This window comes from Pseudomonas sp. MEJ086, from assembly GCF_030209025.1.
GTDB lineage: Bacteria > Pseudomonadota > Gammaproteobacteria > Pseudomonadales > Pseudomonadaceae > Aquipseudomonas > Aquipseudomonas fulva_A.
In genome coordinates this window covers 1-24,022 of the sequence record NZ_JARVSV010000043.1, presented here as the reverse complement: position 1 = coordinate 24,022, position 24,022 = coordinate 1, and the positions used below count along the sequence as shown (strand labels likewise).

Here is a 24,022-nt window from a genome sequence, read left to right as displayed (position 1 = left end):
GCTATAGAACCTTGACTACTAAAAAAGTTCATCCTGGCCATAGAGGAGCATATGAAGCTCCAGCACCACTTTACGACAGACAACCTTGGCAGGCACATCGCCAGCTCGCAACGATACACCTTCTGCTCGAGACAACCCACCGGACTGGCTATTGTGCCGCTGCCCCCCTCTATATACTAGTGGGCGGCACCCAGCGGATTACTCGAATAATGAGCCAACATTTCCAGCACGACGTCCTGGTCATCGGCAGCGGCGCCGCTGGCCTGACCCTGGCCCTGACGCTCCCCGAACACCTGAGCATCGCCGTACTGAGCAAGGGTGAGCTGGCCAATGGCTCGACGTACTGGGCGCAAGGTGGCGTGGCAGCGGTGCTGGACGGCAGCGACACGGTCGACTCGCATGTAGACGACACCTTGAATGCCGGCGGCGGCCTGTGCCGTGAAGACGCCGTGCGCTTCACCGTCGAGCACAGCCGCGAGGCCATCCAGTGGCTGATCGATCAGGGCGTGCCCTTCACCCGCGACGATGAACACGATCGCGAGGACGGCGGTTTCGAGTTCCACCTGACCCGCGAAGGTGGCCATAGCCATCGACGGATCATCCATGCGGCCGATGCAACCGGCGCTGCGATCTTCAATACCCTGCTCGAACGTACCCGCCAGCGCAGCAATGTCGAGCTGCTCGAGCAGCGCGTCGCCGTGGACCTGATCACCGAACGCAAGCTCGGTCGCGAGGGCCAGCGCTGCCTGGGCGCTTACGTGCTGGACAGACGCAACGGCGAAGTGGACACCCATCACGCGCGTTTCGTCATTCTTGCCACGGGCGGCGCAGCCAAGGTCTACCTCTACACCAGCAACCCGGACGGCGCCTGCGGTGACGGCATCGCCATGGCTTGGCGCGCCGGCTGCCGGGTCGGCAATCTGGAATTCAACCAGTTCCACCCAACTTGCCTCTATCACCCCCAGGCCAAGAGCTTTCTGATCACCGAGGCACTGCGCGGCGAAGGCGCCCTGCTGCGCCTGCCCAATGGCGAGCGCTTCATGCCGCGCTTCGACCCACGCGAAGAGCTGGCACCGCGAGATATCGTCGCCCGCGCCATCGACCATGAAATGAAGCGCCTGGGCGTCGACTGCGTTTACCTGGACATCAGCCACAAGCCCGCGGACTTCGTCAAAAGCCACTTTCCGACCGTTCATCAGCGCTGCCTGGAGTTCGGCATCGACATCACCCGGCAGGCGATTCCCGTGGTACCTGCGGCGCATTACACCTGCGGCGGCGTGCTCGTCGATCAGGCAGGGCGTAGCGATGTGCCCGGCCTGTATGCCATTGGTGAAACCAGCTTCACCGGCCTGCACGGGGCCAATCGCATGGCCAGCAACTCCCTGCTCGAATGCTTCGTCTATGCGCGCTCGGCAGCCGCCGACATCGTCGCCAATCTGGATCAGGTGCAGATGCCTGCGGAGCTGCCCTCCTGGGACGCCAGCCAGGTCACCGACTCGGATGAAGACGTAATCATCGCCCACAACTGGGACGAGCTGCGGCGTTTCATGTGGGACTACGTCGGCATCGTGCGGACCACCAAGCGCCTGCAGCGCGCCCAGCATCGCGTACGCCTGCTGCTCGACGAAATCGACGAGTTCTACAGCAACTACAAGGTCAGTCGGGATCTGATCGAACTGCGCAACCTGGCACAGGTGGCCGAGTTGATGATTCTCTCGGCCATGGAGCGCAAGGAATCTCGAGGCCTGCACTACACGCTGGACTATCCGGACCTGCTGGCGCAGGCGCGGGACACTATTCTGCGACCCGCCAACGCTGACGGCTGAACTTCAGGTGCACCCGCAAACGCCGGTGGGCGTCGTGGGGCATGCTGTCGGCAAGCAGGCAAAGGCTGCGGACCCGGTACTCGCCAGGCAGGCGGAACCGCACGATCACCAGCCACGGCAGCGCGACACTGTCGGGTAGCAAGGTGACAGGCAGCCAGTCACCCGCCTCGCGGCGAGCCTGCCAGCCCAGATCATCATGACGCAGCCCGCAAAAGACAGCGGGGCTGCTCAGCAATACGTGCCGCGGCAGAACCCAGGCGGCGTGGGCGGCGAGCAGTAGCAGCGCCGAAATTCGCGCCCAGAGCGGGATATCGATCAGTAGAAGGGTCAGCAGCGCCAGCGCCTGGGCGCATAGGTAGACTTCCAGCAACCGCCGCGACGGCTGCCAGTGACACTCGAAGCGCTTACTTGGGCTGGACACGGTCCAGGATCATGCGAACGATGTAGCGCAGATCCGCGTCTTCGGGCTCGCCGCGCTGCATGAACCAGCCGAACATGTCCTGATCCTCGCACTCGAGCAGCTTGCGGTAGCGAGCGCGATCCTCGTCGTTGAGCGTCGCGTACACCTCGCGCACGAAGGGCACCAGCAACACGTCCAGTTCGAGCATCCCGCGTCGGCTGTGCCAGAAGAGGCGATTGAGTTCAGTGGCGTCGACCATGGGGCTGCTCCTGGAAAAGGGCCGGCAGTATAACAAGAGCTGCAAGCGTGCGCGGCCGTCACAGGTGCAGGTCGAGCGCAGTGCCAGACTCATGACCTGCCGTCGGCCAGCGTTTTTTCCCACCGAAGCCTGTAGCTTGAGGCTCGCCGCTGCTCTTATCATGGCAACCTCATTCTCTGCCTGCGATTCTCTCGACCATGGCCGATAGCGCTTTCTTCTGCCCACTCACCCATGAAGGCATCCTCGCCGTGCGCGGCCCCGATGCCGGGAAATTCCTGCAGGGCCAGATCACCTGCAACATCAACTATCTGGGCGCCAGCGGCTCGAGCCTGGGCGCTCGCTGCACGCCAAAAGGGCGCATGCTCTCCAGCTTCCGTATCGTCAGCGTGGCCGAAGGCTTCCTGCTGGCCATGGATCGTGACCTGCTGGAGGCGCAACTCGCCGACCTGCAGAAATACGTGGTGTTTTCCAAGGCCAAGCTCGGCGATGAAAGCGAGGCCTGGGTTCGCTTCGGCCTGAGCGGTGGCGAAGGCGCGCTGCAGGCACTGGGCCTGGAGCTAGCTGCGGAAACCGACAGCGTCGCCAGTACCGAGAGCCTGCTGGCCATCCGCCTGAGCGATGGCCGTGCAGAACTCTGGACGCCGGCCGAGCAGGCTGAAGGCATTCGCCTGCAACTGAGTGAGCGACTGCCTCAGGGGACGCTCAACGACTGGCTGCTGGCGCAGATCCGTGCGGGTATCGGCCAGGTGACCGGCGCGACCCGCGAGCTGTTCATCCCGCAGATGATCAACCTGCAGGCAGTCGGCGGCGTCAGCTTCAAGAAGGGCTGCTACACCGGACAGGAAATCGTTGCCCGCATGCAGTACCTCGGCAAGCTCAAGCGGCGCCTCTATCGCCTGACCCTGAACACCGACCAGGCGCCGCAACCAGGCGCCGAACTGTTCTCCCCCGTACACCGCAGCTCGGTTGGCGAAGTGGTGCTGGCTGCGCCCAGCGCAACGGGCGTGGAATTGCTGGCCGTGCTGCAGGAGGATGCGGCCAACGATGGCAATATCCATCTCGGCACACCGGAAGGCCTGCCGCTCGACCTGCTGGACCTGCCGTACACGCTGGACAGCAACCGCGAGATCCAGCGCTGACGTACACTGCGCTCAGTCCGCCACCACTCTGCCGATAACGAGAATTTCATGAGCAAACTCGCCGAGAAAGTCCAACTGGATCTCACCAGGGCCATCGACAACGATGAGCTGGTTCTCCCGACCCTGCCCGAGGTCGCCCTGAAAGTTCGCGAGGCAGCGGAAGATCCCAACGTAGGCATCCCGGAGCTGAGCAAGGTCATCGGTAACGACGCGGCCCTGACTGCACGCATCATCAAGGTGGTGAACAGCCCATTGCTGCGCACCAACCGCGAAATCACCGACCTGCAGATGGCGATCGGCCGTCTCGGCATCAACTACACCTGCAACCTGGCCACCGGCCTGGCGATGGAGCAGATGTTCCAGGCCACCACCGACGTGGTCGACCGCAAGATGCGCGAAGTGTGGAACAAGAGCACCGAGATCGCCGGTATCTGCCACGTACTGAGCCGCCACTACACCCGCTTGATGCCGGATCAGGCGACCCTGGCCGGGCTGGTGCATCAGATTGGCGTGCTGCCGATCCTCACCTACGCCGAAGAGCACAGCGAGCTGCTGGCCGACTCGATCAGCCTCAACCATGTGATCGAGCAGATCCATCCGATCATCGGTGACAAGATCCTGCGCACCTGGGAATTCCCGGAAATGATCGCCTGTGTGCCCGGCCAGTACCTGAATTTCAGCCGCGACAGCGCCAAGGTCGACTATGTGGACCTGGTCCAGGTAGCCACCCTGCAAAGCTTCATCGGTACGCCACACCCCTACACGCAACTGGACTGGAATCGGATTCCGGCTTTCGCCAAATTGGGTATCAAGCCTGACATGGACCTTCATTCGGACGAAGATCTGTCCGCAGCCATGGACGCGGCCATGGCCATGCTGCAGTGACAGCCACGGGGCGAGCCAGTGCTCGCCCCTGCCCTGAAACGGCAGCGCTCTAATCCGCCTCGCTGTGAAACGCCACACGCACCAGCAAGCCCTGGGGGCTGGCCTGGTGCAAGCTGATGGCGGCACGATGGGCACGGCAGATTTCGCCAACGATGGCTAACCCGAGGCCAGCACCCAGCCCATGGGCCTGACGCCGATAGAAGCGTTCGAACACCCGCTCCCGATCCTCCTCGGGAATGCCCGGGCCATCATCCTCGACCTCCAGCACGCCCGACTCCAGTACGCGCAGGATCACGTTGCCGCCTGCCTTGGTGTAAGCCATGGCGTTGTCGACCAGATTGCACAGCAACTCGTTGAGCAGCGTCGGCTCGCCGCGGATCCAAACCGGCTGCTCGGCCTCCAGCGCCAGGGCGACCCCACGGGAATGAGCCAATGGCGCCAGGGCCATGCCCAGCTCGCGGGCCAGCTGGCTGAGGTCCAGACGCAGCGCGCCACCCTCGGCGATCGCTCGCGCACCACTTTCGATACGCGCCAGGGACAGTAACTGGTTAGCCAGATGCGTCAGGCGATCGGCATTCAGCGCGGCGTCTTCCAGCGTTGCGTGCCAGACCTCGGGCTGCTGGTCACGCAAGCCAAGTTCGACCCGGGCCTTGAGCGCCGCCAACGGTGTTCGCAATTCGTGGGACGCGTCGGCAATGAACTGCGACTGACGCTCGAACAGCCCGCGCAGGCGGTCATTGAACTGGTTCAGCGCATTGACCAGAGGGCGCAGTTCACGGGGCATGTCGCCGTCGGGCAGCGGGCGCAGATCGTCGCTGCTGCGCGCCGCCACCGTACGGCGCAGGCTTTCCAGCGGGCGCAGGCCGGCACTCACGGCAAGCCAGACCAGCAGCAGCGCACTCATCGACAGCAGGCCCATGCGCCACAACGTGCCGAACAACAGATCGCGGGTCATGCGCTCCCGGGCACCCTGGGTCTCCGCCACGCGAATCTCGGCGACGCCGCTATAGCCCGGCTCGCTCACCGGCTGCAGGAAGCTCACCACACGCACGCCCTGGCCGCGGTAATCACCGTCATAGAACTTGGCCAGGGCCGGATAATCATTGGTGCGCGGAGTATCCGGCGGCGCGGCGGGCAGGTCTTCGTAGCCCGACACCAGCTCCCCCTTGGGACCTAGCACCTGATAGTAGATACGTCCGGCACTGTCGTAAGCGAAGGTGTCGAGCGCGATGTAGGGCACGTTGGCACTCAACATCCCTTCCACGGCATAAAGGCCGTCGGAAATCGCCCGGGCAGATGCCAGCAGGGTGCGGTCATAGGCCGTGTCGGCGGCGTGCCGGGCACTCCAGTAGGCAGTCAGGCTACTGACCAGCAGAATCACCGTGAACAACAGAGCCAGGCGCCGGATAAGCCGGCCACGCAGGCTGCCTGGCCTATCCACTCGTGGCTTCCAGCAGGTAGCCGAGCCCACGGAAGGTGACGATGCGTACCGAGCCGCCCTCGAGCTTCTTGCGCAGACGGTGAACGTAGATTTCGATGGAATCGGCGCTGGCGTCCTCATCCAGACCGAAGACCTGCGAGGCCAGCTGCTCCTTGCTCATGACCCGCCCCGGTCGGGAGATCATCGCCTCGAGCACCGCCTGCTCGCGGGACGTCAGATTGAGGCTCTCCTCGAGCAGCGTGAAGCGCCGGGTATCCAGGTCATAGACCAGATCACCGCAGCGCAACTGCTGTTCACCACCCAGCATGCTGCGTCGCAGCAGGGCCTTGACCCTCGCCTCCAGCTCGCTCAATTCGAACGGTTTGGCCAGATAATCGTCGGCCCCCAGATTGAGGCCGTGCACCCGGTCCTTGACCTCGCCACGCGCGGTGAGCATCAGCACCGGAACGGTCTTGCCCCGCGCGCGCAGGCGCGCCAGCACCTCGAAACCGTCCATGCGCGGCAGCCCCACGTCGAGGATCGCCAAGGCGTATTCCTCGCTGCTCAGCGCCAAGTCCGCGGCCACGCCATCATGCAGAACATCCACTGTCCAACCGGCACTCTTGAGCGCCTGGGTAACGCTCGCCGCCAATTGCGGATGATCTTCGACCAGCAGAATTCGCACTGCAACCTCCACACCGAACCATGACTGACCGCCATGTGTGGCAAGAGTTTACCGTTCGCGCGCGAACTTGGCAGTTACGGCGTGCGACAGCGGCACACAGGCAACAACTTTCACCGCTGAAAGGTTGGTGAAAGGTTGCACTTCTAGGATCACCGCAGAGCGGCCAGATCCGCTCATAGAACGACCTGCACAGTGGTGTGCGGTCGTGACAAAAATAACAATGGAGTTACCACGCATGCCGACCGCCCCCCGTCAGGCTATTTCGTCGTTGAGCCTGCTCAGCCTCGCACTGCCAACCGCCCTGCTCGCCCCCATGGCTCACGCCGCCTTCATCGAAGACAGCTCCGCCAGCCTGACCACTACCAATATCTACCTGAACCGTGATTTCCGCGAAGGCACCGGCCAGAACAAGCGCGAAGAATGGGGTCAGGGTTTCCTGCTCGACCTGCGTTCCGGCTTCACCGAAGGCACCGTCGGTGTCGGTGTCGATGCAATGGGCATGCTCGGCGTCAAGCTGGACTCAGGCGGCGGCCGCACCGGCACCGACCTGCTTCCGGTTCAGGACGACGGCGGCACGCCGGATGAGTTCTCCCGCCTGGGCCTGACCGCCAAGGTCAAGGTCTCCGAAACCGAGCTACGCTATGGTTCGCACATTCCCGAGCTGCCCGTGGTCAAGGCCAGCGACAGCCGCCTGCTGCCACAGGTGTTCGAAGGTGGCCTGCTCACCTCCTCCGAACTGGACGGCCTGACCTTCACGGGCGGGCGCCTGGACAAGGTCATCGACCGCGCTTCCACCAACTCCGAAGACATCGTGCTCAACAGCAAGAACGGGCGCTATGCAGGCAACATCACGGCCGATCATCTGGATCTGGCCGGTTTCGATTACACCTTCACCAAAGGCGTGACGGGTCGCTACTACTTCGCCGACCTGGACGATATCTATCGCCAGCATTTCTTCGGCCTGCAAACCAGCCACGCGCTGGGCGGCGGTACTCTGTCCTCCGATCTGCGCCTGACGCTGAGCGATGACAGCGGCGCCGCCAAGGCCGGCAAGGTCGACAACCGCGCCCTCAACGGCATGGTCAGCTATGCCATCAGCGGCCACAAGTTCGGCCTGGGCTATCAGGACATGAGCGGCGACACCGGCTTCGCCTACATCGATGGCAGTGACCCGTTCCTGGTCAACTTCGTGCAGATCAACGATTTCGCCAACGCCGACGAGCGCTCCTGGCAGGCGCGCTACGACTTCGACTTCGCCAAGGTCGGCATTCCGGGCCTGAGCTTCATGACCCGCTACATCAGCGGTGACGATGCCAAGATCACTGGCAGCGACCAGACCGGCGGCGAATGGGAGCGCAACACCGAAATCAAGTACGTGGTGCAGAGCGGCGCCCTGAAAGACGTCTATGTACGTCTGCGCAATGCCAGCTTCCGCTCCGATTTCGCCCGGGATGCGGACGAAAATCGAATCATCGTCGGCTACACCATGCCGATTTGGTAACTCAAAATAAAAACCAGAGGGATCTTTCATGAAAACTACGTTCACCCGTATAGCCCTTACAGCCGCCTGCATGGCCTTCGCCGGCCCCTTGCTGGCCGATGAGCCGCGCCGCCCCGAGTGCATCGCACCGGCGGCGCCTGGCGGTGGCTTCGACCTGACCTGCAAACTGGCGCAAAGCGCCCTGGTGGAAAGCAAGCTGCTGAAGTCGCCGATGCGTGTGACCTACATGCCTGGCGGCGTGGGTGCAGTGGCCTACAACGCAGTGGTTGCTCAGCGCCCTGCCGATGCGGGCACCATCACGGCCTTCTCCAGCGGTTCGCTGCTCAACCTGGCTCAAGGCAAGTTCGGCCGTTTCGACGAAAACGCCGTGAAGTGGCTGGCCGGTGTCGGCACCAGCTACGGCGCCCTGGCGGTACGCAAGGACTCGCCGTACAAGACCCTGGACGATCTGGTCAAGGCGCTCAAGGACAACCCGGGCAAGGTCGTCATCGGTTCCGGCGGCACAGTGGGCAGCCAGGACTGGATGCAGACCGCACTGATCGCCCGCGCAGCTGGCATCGACCCACGCGAGCTGCGCTACGTGGCGATGGAAGGTGGTGGCGAGCTGGCCACCGCATTGCTCGGCGGCCACATTCAGGTTGCCAGTACCGACATCTCCGACTCCGTTCCACACATCGAAAGCGGTGACATGCGCATTCTCGCGGTGTTCTCCGAAGAGCGCCTGCCAGGCAGCGTGGTGTCCAGCATCCCGACGGCCAAAGAGCAGGGCTTTGATGTGGTCTGGCCGGTAATCCGTGGTTTCTACCTCGGCCCGAAGGTCAGCGAAGAAGCCTACACCTGGTGGAAGAACGCCTTCGACCAACTGCTGGCCTCCGAAGACTTCGCCAAGCTGCGTGAAGACCGCGAGCTGTACCCATTCGCCATGACTGGCGAAGAGCTGGACGGCTACGTGAAGAAGCAAGTCGCCCAGTACAAGGAACTGGCCCAGGAATTCGGCCTGATCCAGCAGTAACACGCGGCGCCAACCACATACGACTCCTTTCATCCTCTGGGCATTGCCCAGGGGGTGCTTTTGCCATTGCTAAAAAACGAGGATTTCCTCATGTCACAACGCATTTTCGGCGTGGTGCTGCTGCTCGCCTGCGTCGCGCTGGGCATCGTCGCCTGGGGCTATCACGCGCCCTTCTCCTACGAGCCGGTCGGTCCTCGCGCCTACCCGCTGCTACTGCTGATCCTCATGGGTCTGGGCGCCATCTATCTGCTGGTCAAGAAGCCGTCCGGCAGCACGTCGCACAGCGATGAGCCACCGCTCGACAAGCACGTGATCCGCAAGGTGGTTGGCTGCGTGGTGATCCTCACCATCTACGCCGCGCTGTTCGAGCCGCTGGGCTTCGTGCCGGCCAGCCTGATCTTCGGCATCGCCATGGCCCGCCTGTACGAAGGCACCTGGGTCGCCAGCGTGATTTCCGGTGTGGTGCTGGCGGTCGGCCTGTACCTGCTGTTCGACAAGATTCTCGACGTTCCCCTGCCTCTCGGCATCCTGTCCTCTCTGGAGATCTGATCCGTGGATACCTTTAGCTACCTGAGTCAGGGCTTCGGCGTCGCTCTGAGCCCCTACAACCTGTTCACCGCACTGTGCGGCACCCTGATCGGCACCATCGTCGGCCTGCTACCGGGCCTGGGCCCGATCAACGGCGTGGCACTGCTGATCCCCATCGCCTTCGCCCTCGGCCTGCCACCGGAAACCGCGCTGATCCTGCTCGCAGCCGTGTACCTGGGCTGTGAATACGGCGGCCGTATTTCTTCGATCCTGCTCAACATCCCGGGCGAAGCATCGGCCGTGATGACCACCCTCGACGGCTACCCGCTGGCACGTCAGGGTAAAGCGGGCGTGGCCCTGTCGATCTCCGCCTGGAGTTCGTTCGTCGGTGGCCTGATGGCGACCTGCGGTGTGGTGATCTTCGCGCCCCTGCTGGCCAGTTGGGCGGTCGCCTTCGGCCCCGCCGAGTACTTCGTGCTGATGGTGTTCGCCATCGTCTGTCTGGCAGGCATGGCCGGCAACAAACCGATGAAGACCGCGATTGCCGCCTGCATCGGCTTGTTCCTGTCCTGTGTCGGTATCGACTCCAACAGTGGCGTGTACCGTTTCACCTTCGGCAGCCTCGGCCTGGCCGACGGTATCCAGTTCGTGGTGCTGGTGCTTGGTCTGTTCTCGGTCAGCGAGATCCTCGTTCTGCTCGAGCGCACTCACCATGGCCAGAAAGCCATCGAAGCCAAGGGCCGCATGCTGTTCAATCTCAAGGAAGGCATGTCGGTGCTGGCCACCAACCTGCGCAGCGGCGCAGTCGGCTTCGGTCTGGGCATCCTGCCGGGCGCCGGTGCGACCCTGGCCAGTGCCGTGGCCTACATGAGCGAAAAACGCCTGGCCACCAAGGACAACAAGTTCGGCGAGGGTGACCTGCGTGGCCTGGCCGCACCAGAAACCGCCAACAGCGCCTCGGCATGCGGCTCCATGGTGCCGATGCTGACCCTCGGCGTACCCGGTTCAGGCACCACCGCAGTGATGCTCGGCGCCCTCACGCTGTACAACATCACCCCTGGCCCGCTGCTGTTCCGCGACCAGCCGGACATCGTCTGGGGCCTGATCGCCTCGCTGTTCGTCGCCAACATCATGCTGATCGTGATGAACGTGCCGATGATCAAGATCTTCACCAAGATCCTCGCCGTGCCGTACTGGGCCCTGGTGCCGGCCATCGCCATCATCACCTCGATTGGCGTTTACGCCGTGCACGCCACCGCGTTCGATCTGTTCCTGATGATCGGTATCGGCGTCGCCGGCTACATATTGCGCAAGATGGACTTCCCGCTCTCGGCGATTCTGCTCGGTTTCATCCTCGGTGGCCTGATGGAGCAGAACCTGCGTCGTGCGCTGTCGATCTCCAATGGCGAGCTGGGCATTCTGTTCGCCAGCCCGATCACCTGGGGCGTGTGGACACTGATCGTGGCGATGATCGCCCTGCCCTTCTACCGCAGCTGGCGTCGACGCAGTCTACGCAAGGCCGAAGCGGCCAATGCCTGATAGCGTCGACCCGCACGACAACCCGAAGCACCTGCGCAACTGGTGGCCCACGCCACTGGTTGGCGCACTCGGTGGCTACCTGGCCAGCCTCGTCGGCTGGCCTTTGCCTTGGGTAATCGGTTCGCTGCTGGCGGTGATCGCCCTGCGCTGCTCTGGCGTTCTCAGCCGGGAAATGCCCGGCGGACGGCAGGTCGGTCAATGGCTGGTGGCTGCGGGTATCGGCCTGCATTTCACCGGGGAAGTGCTGGAGCAGGTGGTGGGCAACCTGGCGGTCATTGCCGTCGGTGTGGTCGCCACGCTTGCGCTCAGCGTGATCGGTATCGCCGGGCTGCGCCGCTCGGGTGTCGACCGTGCCACGGCGTTCTTCGCCAGCATGCCGGGCGGCGCCAGTGAAATGGTCAATCTGGCACTGCGCCACGGTGCACAACCGGCCCGCATCGCCGCCGCCCACAGTATGCGCCTGCTGATGGTGATCCTGCTGATTCCGGCTTTGTTCACCTGGGGGCTGCCGAGCATGGAGCCACCGCCTGCAGCAGCGGTGGACTGGTTCTGGCTGGCGATTCTGCTGCCTGCAGGTGCCCTGCTGGCGGTGCTTTGGCGCCGCCTGGGGCAGCCCAACCCGTGGATGCTCGGCCCGCTGACGTTGTGCGCTGCGGCAAGCGTGGCGTTCGATCTGCATATCGGCACGCCGCAATGGCTCGGCCAGCTTGGCCAATGGCTGATCGGCTGCGCTCTGGGTTGTCATTTCGACCGAGCCTTCTTTCGCAGTGCACCCGGTTTTCTGGCTCGCGTGCTGCTGTTCACCTTGCTGGCCATGGCAGGCACTGCGCTGCTCGGTACCGCCCTCGGCTGGCTGGCCGGTATCGAGTCGGTGTCGCTGATGCTCGGCATGATGCCCGGCGGCATCACCGAACTGTGCCTGACCGCCGAAGCCCTGCACCTGTCGGTAGCGCTGGTGACGGCACTGCAGGCGTTGCGCCTGTTCATGGTGATGTTTCTGGCCGAACCTTTGTTCCGCCTGTGGATGAGGCGCCTGCCACTCACCTGAAACAGCAGAGCCCGGTCGATACCGGGCTCTTTTTTAGCCAAATATGTCAGACCGACCGCTGTCCACATCGCTGACGTACTCTCGTCTTCCGGAGTACTCGCGAAGAGGCGTTGATACATGACTGGTTATCTGAAAAGCCTGTCCCTGTTGCTGGCGATCGGCCTGCTGGTGAGCGCCTGCAGCCAGACCAGCCTGGCCTATCGCAATCTCGACTGGGTGATTCCCTGGCGAGTGAATCAGTACCTGGATCTCGACTCGCAGCAAAAAGCCTGGCTCAAGCCGCGCCTGCAAGCGCACCTCGACTGGCATTGCAGTGCCGAGCTGCCGCGTTACGTGGACTGGCTGCAACGCACCCAGGGCCTGCTGCAAGAGCCCGCACCCGACGCAGGACAGCTCGAAGCGCAGATGCTCGACGCCGAGCAGGCATTTCACGCCATCGTGCAAGAGACCAATTCCACTGCGGTTTCGTTGCTGCGTGACCTACGCCCGGAGCAGGTGCAGCGCCTCTATGCGCGCATGGACAAGGACAACCTCGAAGATCGCCAGGAGTTTCTCGAGCCGCCCCTGGAAACCCAGATCAGCGAGCGTGCCGAGCGCCTGGAGAAACGCCTGACGCCCTGGTTCGGAAAACTGAATGATGCACAACGCGCACGAATCGCCGCCTGGGCCAGCGAGCGCCGCGAGCAGAATCGCCAGTGGCTGGAAAATCGTGCGCGCTGGCAGGATGAGTTTCGTAGCGTGCTGGACGCACGCAATGAAGCGGACTTCCCCGAGCGCATGACTCACGTACTGGAGAACCGACGCGGCGCCCATGACGAGCAGGCGAAGCAAGCCTACGCCGCATCACGCCAGGCCATGGCCGCCCTGCTCAGTGACCTGCTGGCCGCCGCCGATGACAAACAGCGAACTCAGGCGGCCAAACGCTTCGCATCCATACAAAGCGATCTGGCAGGCCAGATCTGCACTCGCTGACCAGCCTTTGGGATCTGTTGACGTTGACGCACCGCCGCGCTGAAACGTCAGCAGCCCCCTAGGCAGCCGGCAAGCGCCAGTCGATAGGTGCCAGGCCGTGCTGCTCGAGGAATTTGTTGGTGCGACTGAAGTGACCGTTACCGATGAAGCCGCGATGCGCGGACAGCGGTGACGGATGCGGCGAACGCAGCACCAGATGCTTGCCGGTATCGATCAGCCGCTCCTTGCTCTGTGCATGTGCCCCCCACAGCAGGAACACCAGACGCGGACGTTGCTCGCTGACCACCGAGATGATCCGGTCGGTAAATGGCTGCCAGCCCTTGGCGGCGTGGGAGCCGGCATTGGCGCGCTCCACGGTCAGCGATGTGTTGAGCAGCAGCACGCCCTGCTCGGCCCAGGATTGCAGATAGCCGTGGCCGGGAATGTCGATGTTCAGGTCGCGCTTGAGTTCTTTGTAGATGTTCACCAGCGACGGCGGAGTGGCCACGCCCGGCTGCACCGAGAAGCACAGGCCATGCGCCTGGCCTGGGCCGTGATAGGGGTCCTGGCCGATGATCACCACCTTGACCCGATCCAGGGGGGTGGAATCGAGCGCATTGAAAATCAGCGGGCCCGGCGGATAGATCTCCTTGCCAGCGGCCTTCTCCTGACGCAGAAAGTCGCCCAGGGCGCTCATGTAAGGTTTGTCGAACTCCTCGTAAAGCGCCTGTTTCCAGCCGGCTTCCAGCTTGACCTTATCTGCGGCGGACATGCCTGCTCCCGGGTAAATCAATGGAATCGGCACGCTAGAGAAGCGCACAGATCAAGTCAAGGCTGACAGCCCGGCACACCCCCAAGAAAAAGATCGAAGGAAGCCGATTCTTATGCCAAAAGCGAATCACACATCAGGCTGAGAAAAGCGTAAAACGGAGCGGCCAGCACCCCAATAAAAACAAGGAACGCATCATGAGACGATTGCTCGCCTTTCTCGCCCTGTGCGTCGGATTCAATGCCTGTGCGCAGGCCGCCGACCCCATCACCCTGGGTCTCAACTACCCACGCACCGGGAGCTACAAGGAGGAAGGCCTCGCGCAGATGCGTGGTGCCTTGCTGGCCATCGACGAGCTCAACGCTCAAGGTGGCGTGCTGGGTCGAAGCCTGCGCCTGTCCAGCCTGGACGACGCGTCCCGGCCGGAAAAGGCCGAACGCAATGTCGACAAACTGGCCAAGGAAGGTGCGTCGATGCTCTTCGGCGGAGCCTCCAGCGCAGTGGCCATTGCCGCAGGCAAGCGAGCGGCGCAGCACGGGCTGCTGTACTTCGGCACCCTCACCTACTCGAACGACACCACCGGCAAAGATGGGCACCGCTACATGTTCCGCGAGTGCAACAACGCCTGGATGAGTGCCCGGGTATTGGGGCAGTACCTGAACAAACAGTTGCCCGACAAACGCTACTTCTACGTCACCGCCGATTACACCTGGGGCAATACCACCGAGAGCTCGCTGCGCCAGACCACCAAAACCGAAGACTCAGCCAAGCACCCAGGTCTCAAGGTGCCCTTTCCCGGCGCCAATCTGGGCGATTACCAGAACGCACTGACCCAGGCAGCTGCCAGCAATGCCGAGGTACTGGCGCTGGTGTTGTTTGGAGAGGATCTGGTGCGTGCGATGCGCATCGCCAAGGACCTCGGCCTCACCTCACGCATGCAGATCGTCGCCCCCAACCTCACGCAAAGCATCGTCGAACAGGCAGGGCCAGGCTTGATGGAGGGTGTAGTCGGTACCGAACCCTGGACCTGGCGCGTACCGGAGCTGGAAAACTCGGCCCCCGGCAAAGCCTTCGTCAAGGCTTACAGCGAGCGCTACGCCATGTATCCATCCAGCTCGGCGGCGTCGGCCTACAGCATCGTTCAGCAATGGGCGGATGCAGCCAAGCGTGCCGGCAGCCTGGACAGCGAAGCCCTGATCAAGGCGTTGGAAGGCCACAGCTATACGCTGCTCAAGGACCGCCAGCAATGGCGCGGTTTCGACCACCAGAACGTGCAGACGGTGTATGCCGTGAAAGTGAAACACCGCTCCGAAGTGCTCAAGGACCCGCTCAAGCAGGACTACTTCGAAATCGTCGAACGCCTGGATGGCGGCACTGGCCTGCCCGATCTGGCCACCTGGCAGACCGAACGACGCAACGCCGGGCAACCATTGACGCTACAGTAAGTAGAGGCACTGCAGAGGACGCCCCATGAGTACGGCAATCGAACCTTACAAACCCGGTATCTTCGACCTCACCCACAAACTCACCGTGGAGAAGCATGGCCACACGGCCCTGCTGACCATCAACAATCCGCCAGCCAACACCTGGGATCGCGAGTCACTGATCGGCCTCAAGCACCTGATCGAACACCTGGACCGTGACGACGATATTTACGCATTGGTAATCACCGGCCAGGGCGGCAAGTTCTTTTCCGCCGGTGCCGACCTGAAGCTGTTCGCCGACGGCGACAAGGCCCGCGCCCGGGAAATGGCCAGCCGTTTCGGCGAAGCCTTCGAGCGACTTCGTGACTTTCGCGGCGTGTCGATTGCCGCAATCAATGGCTACGCCATGGGCGGTGGGCTGGAGTGCGCGCTAGCCTGCGACATTCGAATCGCCGAACGCCAAGCACAGATGGCGCTGCCGGAGGCCAGCGTCGGCCTGCTGCCCTGCGCAGGTGGCACCCAGCATCTGCCCTGGCTGGTGGGCGAAGGCTGGGCCAAGCGGATGATCCTCTGTGGCGAGCGGGTCGATGCGCAGACGGCCCTGCGCATCGGCCTGGTCGAACAAGTGGTGGACGACGGCGAAGCGCGTGGCCATGCCCTACTGCTGGCCTCCAAGGTGGCCAGCCAGAGCCCGGTGGCGGTGCGCGCCATCAAGCCACTTATCCAGGGCGCCCGTGAACGGGCGCCCAACACCTGGTTACCCGCGGAGCGCGAGCGCTTCGTCGACCTGTTCGATGCTGCCGACACTCGCGAGGGGGTCAACGCCTTCCTGGAGAAGCGCCCGGCGCAGTGGCGCAACACCTGATGTTTACTGGCAACAGCCTCTGGAAATCGACATGAATGTCACCTTTGAAGAACGCTCCAGCCTGCATGGTTATCTGATCGGGATCGCCAGCCTGGACGCTCCCAACAGCCTCAACGCCCTGTCACTGCCGATGATCGACGCCCTGCAGGATCGCCTGCAGGCCTGGGCCGATGACCCGCGCATCGCCTGCGTACTGCTGCGCGGCAATGGCGGCAAGGCGTTCTGCGCCGGGGGAGACGTGGTGCAACTGGCCAAGCGCTGCCTGGCCAACCCGGGTGAAACACCAGACCTGGCGCAGCGTTTCTTCGCCCATGAATACCGCCTCGACCATTACCTGCACACTTACCGCAAACCCCTGATCTGCTGGGCACACGGCCACGTGCTGGGCGGCGGCATGGGGTTGCTGCAGGGCGCAGGGATTCGTATCGTCACGCCGAGTAGCCGCCTGGCCATGCCCGAGGTCAGCATCGGCCTGTTCCCGGATGTCGGTGCCAGCCATTTCCTGTCCAGGCTGCCCGGCAAGCTCGGTCTGTTCTTCGGTCTGACGGCCAGCCCGATGAACGCCCGCGACGCTCTCGACCTGAATCTGGCCGATCGTTTCATGCTCGATACCCAGCAGGACGCGTTGATCGACGGGTTGATTCAACTGAACTGGCGTGAGCAGCCGGATCTGCAGCTGCACAGCCTGCTCCAGGCTCTGGAACGCCAGGCACGCAGCGAACTGCCAAGTGCCCAGTGGCTACCGCGCAGGGAGCGTATCAACAGGCTGCTCGACCAGTCCAACCTGCCCCTCAGCTGGAAGGCGCTAGCGGCTCTGGAGAATGACGACGATGCCCTGCTGGCCAAAGCCGCCAGGACCCTGCTGGGAGGATGTCCGCTGACGGGTCATCTGGTGTGGGAGCAGATCCGGCGAGCACGGCACCTGTCTCTGGCCCAGGTGTTTCGGATGGAATACGGCATGAGCCTGAACTGCTGCCGACTTCCGGAATTCGCTGAAGGGGTGCGGGCCAGGCTGATCGACAAGGACCACACCCCGCACTGGCATTGGCCGGATGTGGCCAGCGTGCCGACGCAGGTGGTCGAATCACACTTCGCCAAGCTAGACGGCGAGCACCCGCTGGCTCGCCTCGGCTAGGTGTCGCTAGCCGAGTGAGACAGGATTCAGCGCTCGCGTAAAGCTTCGGCGCGGGCGCGGATGATCGGCTTGAGCAGGTAGCTGAGCACGCTCTTCTTGCCCGTGATGATATCCACCGAGGTGACCATGCCGGGGATGATCAGCAAAGGCCGCTCTTCGGTGCCGAGGTGGCTTTTCTCGGTACGCAGCTTGATCAGGTAGAAGCTGTTGCCTTCCTCGTCGGTCACGGTGTCCGCACCGATCTGCTCCAGCTTGGCCTTAAGGCCGCCGTAGATGGTGTAGTCATAGGCGGTGAACTTGACCACCGCTTCCTGCCCCGGATGCAGGAAGGCGATGTCTTGTGGGCGGATGCGTGCCTCGACCAGCAGGGTGTCATCGATGGGCACGATCTCGACCATGTCGCTACCGGGCTGGATCACCCCGCCAATGGTGTTGACCAGCAACTGCTTGACGATACCGCGCACCGGCGAGGTGACCAGGGTACGGTTGACCCGGTCTTCGAGCGCCTTGCCGGTCGACTGGATCTTGCTCAGGTCGGTACGCGCCTCGTTCAGTTGGGTCAGCGCCTCGCTGCGGAAACGCCCGCGAGTTTCGTCGATCTTGCGCTCCACTTCCTTGATCGCCGCCTCCGCACGGGGGATGGCCAGGCCAGTGGCCTCCAACTGACCGCGGCTTTCCACCTCGGCTCGCTTGAGCCTCAGCACTTCTACTGGCGATACCGCACCATCCGCCACCAACGGCTCGGACATGCGAATTTCCTGGCGCAACAGCTCCAGGCTATTGCGGAACTGGCCTTGCTTGGAGACGAACTCACGCACTTCCTGGCGGCGCTGGGTCAACTGCTCCTGCAAACCCGCCACTTCGTCCAGCAGCTGTTGCTGGCGACTGAGGAACAACTGCCTTTCGCTCTGTGCCAGGCCTGGCGCCTTCTCGGCGATGTCGTCCGGGATGGCCAATTCGCGTCCTTCGACTTCCGCGCTCAGGCGTTCCACGCGCATGGCCAGCGACAGACGGTCAGCCTCGGTTTCACCGACGTTGGAGGCAAAGCGCGTGTCGTCGAGACGCAGCAACGGCGTGCCGGCCTCGACAACCTGCCCCTCGTGAACGAACAGTTCGGAAACGATGCCGCCCTCGAGGTTCTGGATCTTCTGCACCCGCGAGGATGGTATGGCCTTGCCATCGCCCCGGGTGACTTCATCGACCTCGGCGAAGTTGGCCCACAACAGGCAGAACACGACGAAGGCGATGATGCCCCAGAGCGTGAGACGCATGACCCTGGGTGCATCCTCGATAAGGGCCTTGCGAACTTCCGGCAGCGGCTCGTCGCCCACTTCGTCACGGGGACCGAAGTAAGCAGAAACACCGCCCCAAAAGCGCTTGAAAGAGTCCCTAACTGACACTGATCTGCCCCTTCTTCAACGCCTCCATGACGCTCTCTTTCGGGCCATCGGCGATGATGCGGCCACGGTCGACGATGACCAGACGCTCGACCAGGGTAAGCATCGAGGCGCGGTGTGTTACCAGCAGCAAGGTCTTGTTCTTGCTGATCGCGGAAAGGCGCTGCTTGAGGCGTTCCTCACCGGTGTTGTCCATGGCACTGGTGGGTTCGTCGAGAAGCAGAATCGGCGGGTCGAGCAACAATGCACGAGCCAGCGCGACGTTCTGGCGCTGGCCACCGGAGAGGTTCTGACCGCGCTCGCCCACCTGCAACTCGTAACCATTGGGGTGCAGCCGTGCGAATTCGTGCACGCCGGCAAGCTCGGCGGCCTGCAGCACCAGCTCATCCTCGGCGTAACGTGCACCGGATACCAGGTTGTCCCGCAGCGTACCGGCGAACAGCTGAATATCCTGGGGGACGTAGCCGATGTTGTAGCGAACGTCGCTGACATCCAGCTGGCGCACATCGATGCCGTCGACCAGCAAGCTGCCGGCATCGGCCTGGTAGAGGCCCACGATGAGCTTGGCCAGGGAGCTCTTGCCCGAACCGCTACGGCCAATGATGCCGACCTTCTCGCCAGGACGAATCATCAGATTGATGTTCTGCAACGCGGCCTGTTGCTGGTCGGGGTAATGGAAATCCAGCTGGCGGAATTCGATCCCGCCCTGCAGCGTCTGGCGTTTCAGCGGGCGCTCGTCTGCCTGGCGTTCCTGCGGCAGCTCCATCATTTGATTGACGGATTCGAGGGTCACGCGGGCCTGCTGATAACGGATCAGCAGACCGGAAACCTGCGCCAAGGGCCCCAACGCGCGCGAGCTGAGCATGTAACAGGCGATCAACCCGCCCATGCTCAGGTTGCCAGCGATGATCTGATAAACGCCGAGCACGATGACCACCACACCCGCCAGTTGCTGCAGCAGCAGCGTCGAGTTCATCGCCAGGCTCGACAACATGCGTGCCTTCAGCTCGAAGCGACCGAGGGTGCCGATGGTCTGCTCCCACATGTATTGGCGTTCGCTTTCGGCGTTGTTGACCTTCACCGCATCGAGGCCAGCCAGACTTTCGATCAGCCCGGACTGGCGCTCGGCTGCCAGCGCCATGCTGCGCTCCATGGTCTGTGCCAAGGGCCGCTGCAGGGCCCAGCCAATCAGGGCGACCAGCGGAAACGCGAGAATGGGGATCCACACCAGATGCCCGCCAAGGTAAGCGATCACGGCAAGAATCAGGATGGTGAACGGCAGGTCGATGACGCTGGCCAGGGTCAGCGAGGCGAGGAAATCACGCAGGCTCTGAAATTCGTGAATGTTCTGGGCGAAGCTGCCGACCCGCGCCGGTCGATGCTTCATCGCCATGCCGATGATCCGCTCGAACAGAGTGGCCGAGACGATCATGTCGGTCTTCTTGCCCGCCAAATCCAGACACAGGCCCCGCAGTGTCTTGAGCAGCAGATCGAAGATGAACACCCCACAGATACCAACGGCCAGCACCCACAGGGTCGCTTCCGCCTGGTTCGGCACCACACGATCATAGACGTTCATCACGAACAATGGAGTGACCAGACCGATCAGGTTGATCAACAGACTGGCAGCGACCGCATCGATATACAGCCAGCGCGATCGCATGAGGGTGTCACGGAACCAGGAACCCGCCCGCGGAATCAGCTCGCCGCGGGTGAAATCGAACTTGTGCTGAGGCTGGGCGAAGAACACGCGCCCGCTGTAGTCCTCGGCCAGGGTCTCGACGCTGACCCGAACCTCGCCACCCTCGGTCTCGCTGGGCATGATTCGCGCCTGGCCATCGGCCTCCCAGCCCAGCAACAGAGCACTACGACCATCGCGCAACAGCAACAGCGCAGGCATCGCCAGCTCGGGGATCTTTTGCAGACTGCGGCGCAACCAGCGCCCCTGCAGCCCGGCACGAGCCGCTGCACGCGGCAACAGCTCGGCACTCAGGCGCTGCTTGGGAAGGGGCAGCCCAGCGGTGAGCATGGCCCTGCTGACGGATTTCTGATGAAGACTGCACAACGACAGCAGACTATCCAGCAGGGGGTCGTCGTAGCGGTCGCGAGGATCGTTACGCGGCTGGGATGGATCAGGTTCTACTGCCACTGAACAATTACCCTTTACCTGAAAAACCTGACTCTAGTTCAACTTGGGCAGTTGCACATCGGCCTTGATAACATCCAGCGGTACCGAGGCGACCGGCGCCGCGATGCCCTGGCTCTTGAGCAGCGTGCCGGTGGTTGCCTTGATGCGGTAGTGGGTGAACAGCTCGGTGAAACGCACTTCTTCCAGGCGACGAGCGGCTGTGAAGTACTCGTTCTCGCTGTCCAGCAGATCGAGCAGGGTGCGCTCGCCCAGGCCGAACTGCTTCTGATAGGAATCACGCACACGGGAACTGTGATCGACGTACTGCTGGGCGATCGGTAACTGCGCACGGGCATTCTGCAACGCGTTCCAGGCCAGACCGACCTCCTCGTTGAGCACCCGCAATGCGTTGTTGCGGATATCCATCGCCTGGTTGCTCAGGTAGGCCTTGGAACGTATGTTGGCGCTGTCGCTGCCACCGGCGTACAGGTTGTAGCGCATGCGCACCATCGCCTGCCATTCGTTGCTCTGCCCCTCGACGCCATCGACGTTGTGATTGGCCCCGGTGGACAGCTCCGCATCGAAACGCGGGTAATACGAAGACTTGGCCGTCTGGTACTGCGCCTCGGTCGCCTTCACATCGGCCTCGGCGGAACTGATGTTGGGGTTGTTGGCCATCAATTCGTCACGGGCGGCAGTCAGGCTTTCGGGCAGGTACACACCCATGCTGTCAGGCATGCTCAAATCGGTAGCTTCGCGCCCCACGACACTGAGGTAGGTGACCTGAGCATCGGCCAGATTGGTCTGTTCGGTGAGCAGGTTGTTGCGCGCCTGGGCAAGGCGAGCTTCAGCCTGATCCAGGTCGGCCATGCGCCCTACCCCACGCTCACTGCGCAAGGAGATCTGATCGTAGATGCGTTCATGGCTGCGCAGGTTCTCTTCTGCAAGGCGCAACAGATCCTGACGCTGCAGTACCTCGAGATAGACCTGAGCCACTTCCAGCGCGGTGCGCTCGGAATTCGCCAACAATGCATAGGCGCGGGCGTTGACGGTCGCACGCTGGCGAGCCACTTCGCCTCGGGTGGCGAAACCGTCGAACAGCATCTGCTGGACGGTCAGGCTGGATTCGGAACGGTTGAGCGTGCGATAGCCGCGATCATCGACGCCACGGGTACTGTTGTTGTCGGTGCCTTCGCGACCATATCCGGCCTGCAGTTCGACCCGCGGCAGGTAACCGGCCTTGGCAGCCTTCATTTCCTCTTCGACCGCCATCCGGGCGTTGATGCCCGACTGGATTTCAGGATGCACGTTGAGTGCATTCTGCATGGCCTCGGTGAGCGTCTGCCCCTGGGCAGAAACGGAAATCGCGAGGGCAAGAGGAAGAATGGCAATGAAACGCATGATCTGTGAATTCCCTATAAAAGCCGACAGCTTGTCGGTAAATATCAAGTCGCTGCATGACCAGCCGACAGCCTATCATTGCCGCTTGGTTTACAGTGATTCACGGCGCGTCAAAAATCTGAAAATATCAAAGTGACATCACCGCGTGCGATTGTTTATGATCAGACCCAAAGGGTCAATAGTCTGGCGAAATTGATTCAATTATAAATACCCGCCAATTATATGACGATCCGTTTTTTGCAATATCCGCTATAACCGGTATAGACGTATTTCACAGGATTACCTCGCGCGTGCGCGCATGGAGCTGTTTTATGAGTAATTTCGCCGCTGTCATCAAATCGTTGATTGGCCAGGTATTCGTCATGTCGGTTGACGGGTTCAGACGCCAGGTCTTCGAAGGCGACCGCGTCTTCGCGGGTGAGCAAGTCACCACCGCGGATGGCGGCTCCGTTACTCTTGAGCTGGCAGACGGCGAAGTCGTCAAGCTGGGCGCCAACAGCTCCTGGCAAGCCGGTAACCCTGAAACGCAGGACGTTGCCGATAGCGCAAGCCAGGCGGCGAACAGCGAACTCGAACAGGCGCTGGCTGCCGGCTTCGACCCGACCACCGAGCTGGAACCAACCGCAGCAGGTCCCGGCGCAGGCGGCGGCGGTGGTAGTGCTGGTGGTGGCCATAGCACGGTCATGCTGAGTGAAACCGCGCAGCGCGTCGATCCGACAATCGGTTTCGAGACTGCTGGTCCAGGCACGCCGGGTTCCAATCTCATCGAAGACAACGACCCGGCCATCTTTGCCAACACCGCTGCAACCACGGCGGATGGCTCGGACACCACCGCCCCGGTCGTCACCATCAGCATCGATCCGATCAGCGGTGACGATCTGCTCAACAGCGCGGAACTGGGCGGGGCCACGATCGTCGTCACCGGCACGGTCGGCGGCGAAGCGAACGTCGGTGATTCGATCACTCTGAACGTGGGCGGCAATCTCTACAGCGGTTCCGTCATTGATCTCGGCAACGGCACCCTTGGCTTCAGCATTGCGGTCGGCACAGGCGACCTGCGCGGCTTCAGCAGCATTACCGCCACGCTCAGCAGCGTGGATGCTGCAGGCAATACAGGCACCGCTACAGCCGATCGTCCGTACACCGTGGACACCACCGCGCCTGTGATTACCGTCAATGCACCGGCGGTCACCAGCGATACCACACCGACCATCACCGGCACGACAGATGCACCGGTTGGCAGCAACGTAACGTTGACGATAACCCAAGGCAGCACCGTCATTATCGTGACTACCCCGGTTCTGGCTGGCGGCACTTATACCGTCGATGTACCGCAGGCATTGGCTGAAGGTCCTTACACCGTTGGTGCTCAGGTCACTGATCCGGCTGGCAACACAGGTTCGGCTACCGACTCTGGTGCCATCGACACCACTGCTCCTGCGATTACCGTCGATGCGCCTGCTGTCAGTAACGACACCACCCCGACCATCTCCGGCACCACCGATGCGCCGGCTGGCAGCACTGTCACGCTGACGATCACCCAAGGCAGCACCGTCATCACCGTGACTACCCCGGTTCTGGCTGGTGGCACTTATACCGTCGACGTACCGCAAGCATTGGCTGAAGGTCCTTACACCGTCGGTGCTCAGGTCACTGATCCAGCAGGCAACACAGGTTCAGCTACCGATAGCGGTGCAATCGATACCACTG

The 24,022-nt window shown here is 62.6% G+C and carries 21 protein-coding genes; 13 read left to right on the top strand and 8 right to left on the bottom strand.

Annotation, left to right across the window (positions count from 1 at the left end):
• The first annotated feature begins 209 nt into the window (after positions 1-209).
• A complete protein-coding gene (gene nadB, locus QRN22_RS24040) occupies positions 210-1,826 on the top strand; it encodes an L-aspartate oxidase (RefSeq protein WP_042555044.1) in 1,617 nt (538 codons plus the stop codon).
• Here the strand turns inward: nadB and QRN22_RS24035 are convergent.
• A complete protein-coding gene (locus QRN22_RS24035) occupies positions 1,795-2,247 on the bottom strand; it encodes a protein YgfX (protein WP_042555045.1) in 453 nt (150 codons plus the stop codon). The two genes, nadB and QRN22_RS24035, sit on opposite strands and share 32 nt — an antisense overlap.
• On the bottom strand, positions 2,231-2,485 hold the full coding sequence (locus QRN22_RS24030; RefSeq protein ID WP_042555046.1) for an FAD assembly factor SdhE: 255 nt from the start codon (positions 2,483-2,485) through the stop codon (positions 2,231-2,233). Before QRN22_RS24030 ends, QRN22_RS24035 begins: the two co-directional genes overlap by 17 nt.
• A 197-nt stretch (positions 2,486-2,682) precedes the next feature.
• On the opposite strand from QRN22_RS24030, the gene ygfZ reads away from it, so the two are divergent.
• Positions 2,683-3,624 (top strand): CAF17-like 4Fe-4S cluster assembly/insertion protein YgfZ, encoded by a 942-nt coding sequence (ygfZ, locus tag QRN22_RS24025; protein ID WP_042555047.1) that lies wholly within the window; start codon positions 2,683-2,685, stop codon positions 3,622-3,624.
• 48 nt (positions 3,625-3,672) lie between these two features.
• On the top strand, positions 3,673-4,509 hold the full coding sequence (locus QRN22_RS24020; protein ID WP_042555048.1) for an HDOD domain-containing protein: 837 nt from the start codon (positions 3,673-3,675) through the stop codon (positions 4,507-4,509).
• Between the two features lie 49 nt (positions 4,510-4,558).
• On the opposite strand, the gene tctE is transcribed toward QRN22_RS24020, so the two are convergent.
• Positions 4,559-5,950 (bottom strand): two-component system sensor histidine kinase TctE, encoded by a 1,392-nt coding sequence (gene tctE / locus QRN22_RS24015; RefSeq protein WP_042555049.1) that lies wholly within the window; start codon positions 5,948-5,950, stop codon positions 4,559-4,561.
• Entirely contained in the window at positions 5,943-6,614 is a 672-nt protein-coding gene (tctD, locus tag QRN22_RS24010) for a two-component system response regulator TctD (protein ID WP_042555050.1), read from the bottom strand. Before tctD ends, tctE begins: the two co-directional genes overlap by 8 nt.
• Before the next feature lie 235 nt (positions 6,615-6,849).
• Between tctD and QRN22_RS24005 the strand changes: the two genes are divergently transcribed.
• The 6 genes from QRN22_RS24005 (at position 6,850) to QRN22_RS23980 (ending at position 13,214) form a co-directional block, all read left to right on the top strand.
• Positions 6,850-8,115: an OprD family porin gene (locus QRN22_RS24005; protein WP_042555051.1), complete on the top strand. Its 1,266-nt coding sequence runs from the start codon at positions 6,850-6,852 to the stop codon at positions 8,113-8,115.
• A gap of 28 nt (positions 8,116-8,143) precedes the next feature.
• Positions 8,144-9,127 carry a Bug family tripartite tricarboxylate transporter substrate binding protein gene (locus tag QRN22_RS24000; protein WP_042555052.1) on the top strand — a complete coding sequence of 328 codons (984 nt, stop codon included), beginning with the start codon at positions 8,144-8,146 and terminating at the stop codon, positions 9,125-9,127.
• A 90-nt stretch (positions 9,128-9,217) separates the two neighbouring features.
• A complete protein-coding gene (locus QRN22_RS23995) occupies positions 9,218-9,676 on the top strand; it encodes a tripartite tricarboxylate transporter TctB family protein (RefSeq protein WP_042555053.1) in 459 nt (152 codons plus the stop codon).
• Between the two features lie 3 nt (positions 9,677-9,679).
• Complete coding sequence (locus QRN22_RS23990) at positions 9,680-11,194, top strand: tripartite tricarboxylate transporter permease (RefSeq protein WP_042555054.1); 1,515 nt, start codon at positions 9,680-9,682, stop codon at positions 11,192-11,194.
• Positions 11,187-12,242 (top strand): AbrB family transcriptional regulator, encoded by a 1,056-nt coding sequence (locus tag QRN22_RS23985; protein ID WP_042555055.1) that lies wholly within the window; start codon positions 11,187-11,189, stop codon positions 12,240-12,242. The genes QRN22_RS23990 and QRN22_RS23985 overlap by 8 nt, the downstream gene beginning before the upstream one ends.
• A gap of 117 nt (positions 12,243-12,359) precedes the next feature.
• A complete protein-coding gene (locus QRN22_RS23980; RefSeq protein ID WP_042555056.1) occupies positions 12,360-13,214 on the top strand; it encodes a DUF6279 family lipoprotein in 855 nt (284 codons plus the stop codon).
• Between the two features lie 58 nt (positions 13,215-13,272).
• Here the strand turns inward: QRN22_RS23980 and ung are convergent, their stop codons facing one another.
• Entirely contained in the window at positions 13,273-13,965 is a 693-nt protein-coding gene (gene ung, locus QRN22_RS23975) for a uracil-DNA glycosylase (protein ID WP_042555057.1), read from the bottom strand.
• A gap of 194 nt (positions 13,966-14,159) precedes the next feature.
• On the opposite strand from ung, the gene QRN22_RS23970 reads away from it, so the two are divergent.
• From QRN22_RS23970 to dspII, 3 genes are read left to right on the top strand one after another with little or no spacing between them, the layout of a single operon-like run.
• Positions 14,160-15,407 (top strand): ABC transporter substrate-binding protein, encoded by a 1,248-nt coding sequence (locus QRN22_RS23970; RefSeq protein WP_042555058.1) that lies wholly within the window; start codon positions 14,160-14,162, stop codon positions 15,405-15,407.
• Positions 15,408-15,432: 25 nt separating this feature from the next.
• Positions 15,433-16,251, top strand: coding sequence for an enoyl-CoA hydratase (locus QRN22_RS23965; protein WP_042555059.1), 819 nt, complete (start codon positions 15,433-15,435; stop codon positions 16,249-16,251).
• A 31-nt stretch (positions 16,252-16,282) separates the two neighbouring features.
• Complete coding sequence (gene dspII, locus QRN22_RS23960; RefSeq protein WP_042555060.1) at positions 16,283-17,386, top strand: enoyl-CoA hydratase/isomerase DspII; 1,104 nt, start codon at positions 16,283-16,285, stop codon at positions 17,384-17,386.
• Between the two features lie 26 nt (positions 17,387-17,412).
• Here dspII and QRN22_RS23955 read toward each other — a convergent pair whose 3' ends face one another.
• Genes QRN22_RS23955 through QRN22_RS23945 form a run of 3 tightly spaced genes read right to left on the bottom strand, consistent with a single transcriptional unit; the run spans position 17,413 to position 22,312 of the window.
• A complete protein-coding gene (locus tag QRN22_RS23955; protein ID WP_156152746.1) occupies positions 17,413-18,717 on the bottom strand; it encodes an HlyD family type I secretion periplasmic adaptor subunit in 1,305 nt (434 codons plus the stop codon).
• 58 nt (positions 18,718-18,775) lie between these two features.
• Positions 18,776-20,932: a type I secretion system permease/ATPase gene (locus QRN22_RS23950; protein ID WP_042555062.1), complete on the bottom strand. Its 2,157-nt coding sequence runs from the start codon at positions 20,930-20,932 to the stop codon at positions 18,776-18,778.
• A gap of 33 nt (positions 20,933-20,965) precedes the next feature.
• Complete coding sequence (locus QRN22_RS23945; protein ID WP_042555063.1) at positions 20,966-22,312, bottom strand: TolC family outer membrane protein; 1,347 nt, start codon at positions 22,310-22,312, stop codon at positions 20,966-20,968.
• A gap of 290 nt (positions 22,313-22,602) precedes the next feature.
• On the opposite strand from QRN22_RS23945, the gene QRN22_RS23940 reads away from it, so the two are divergent.
• The coding region (locus QRN22_RS23940; protein WP_285404233.1) for a retention module-containing protein at positions 22,603-24,022 on the top strand (1,420 nt) is incomplete at its 3' end.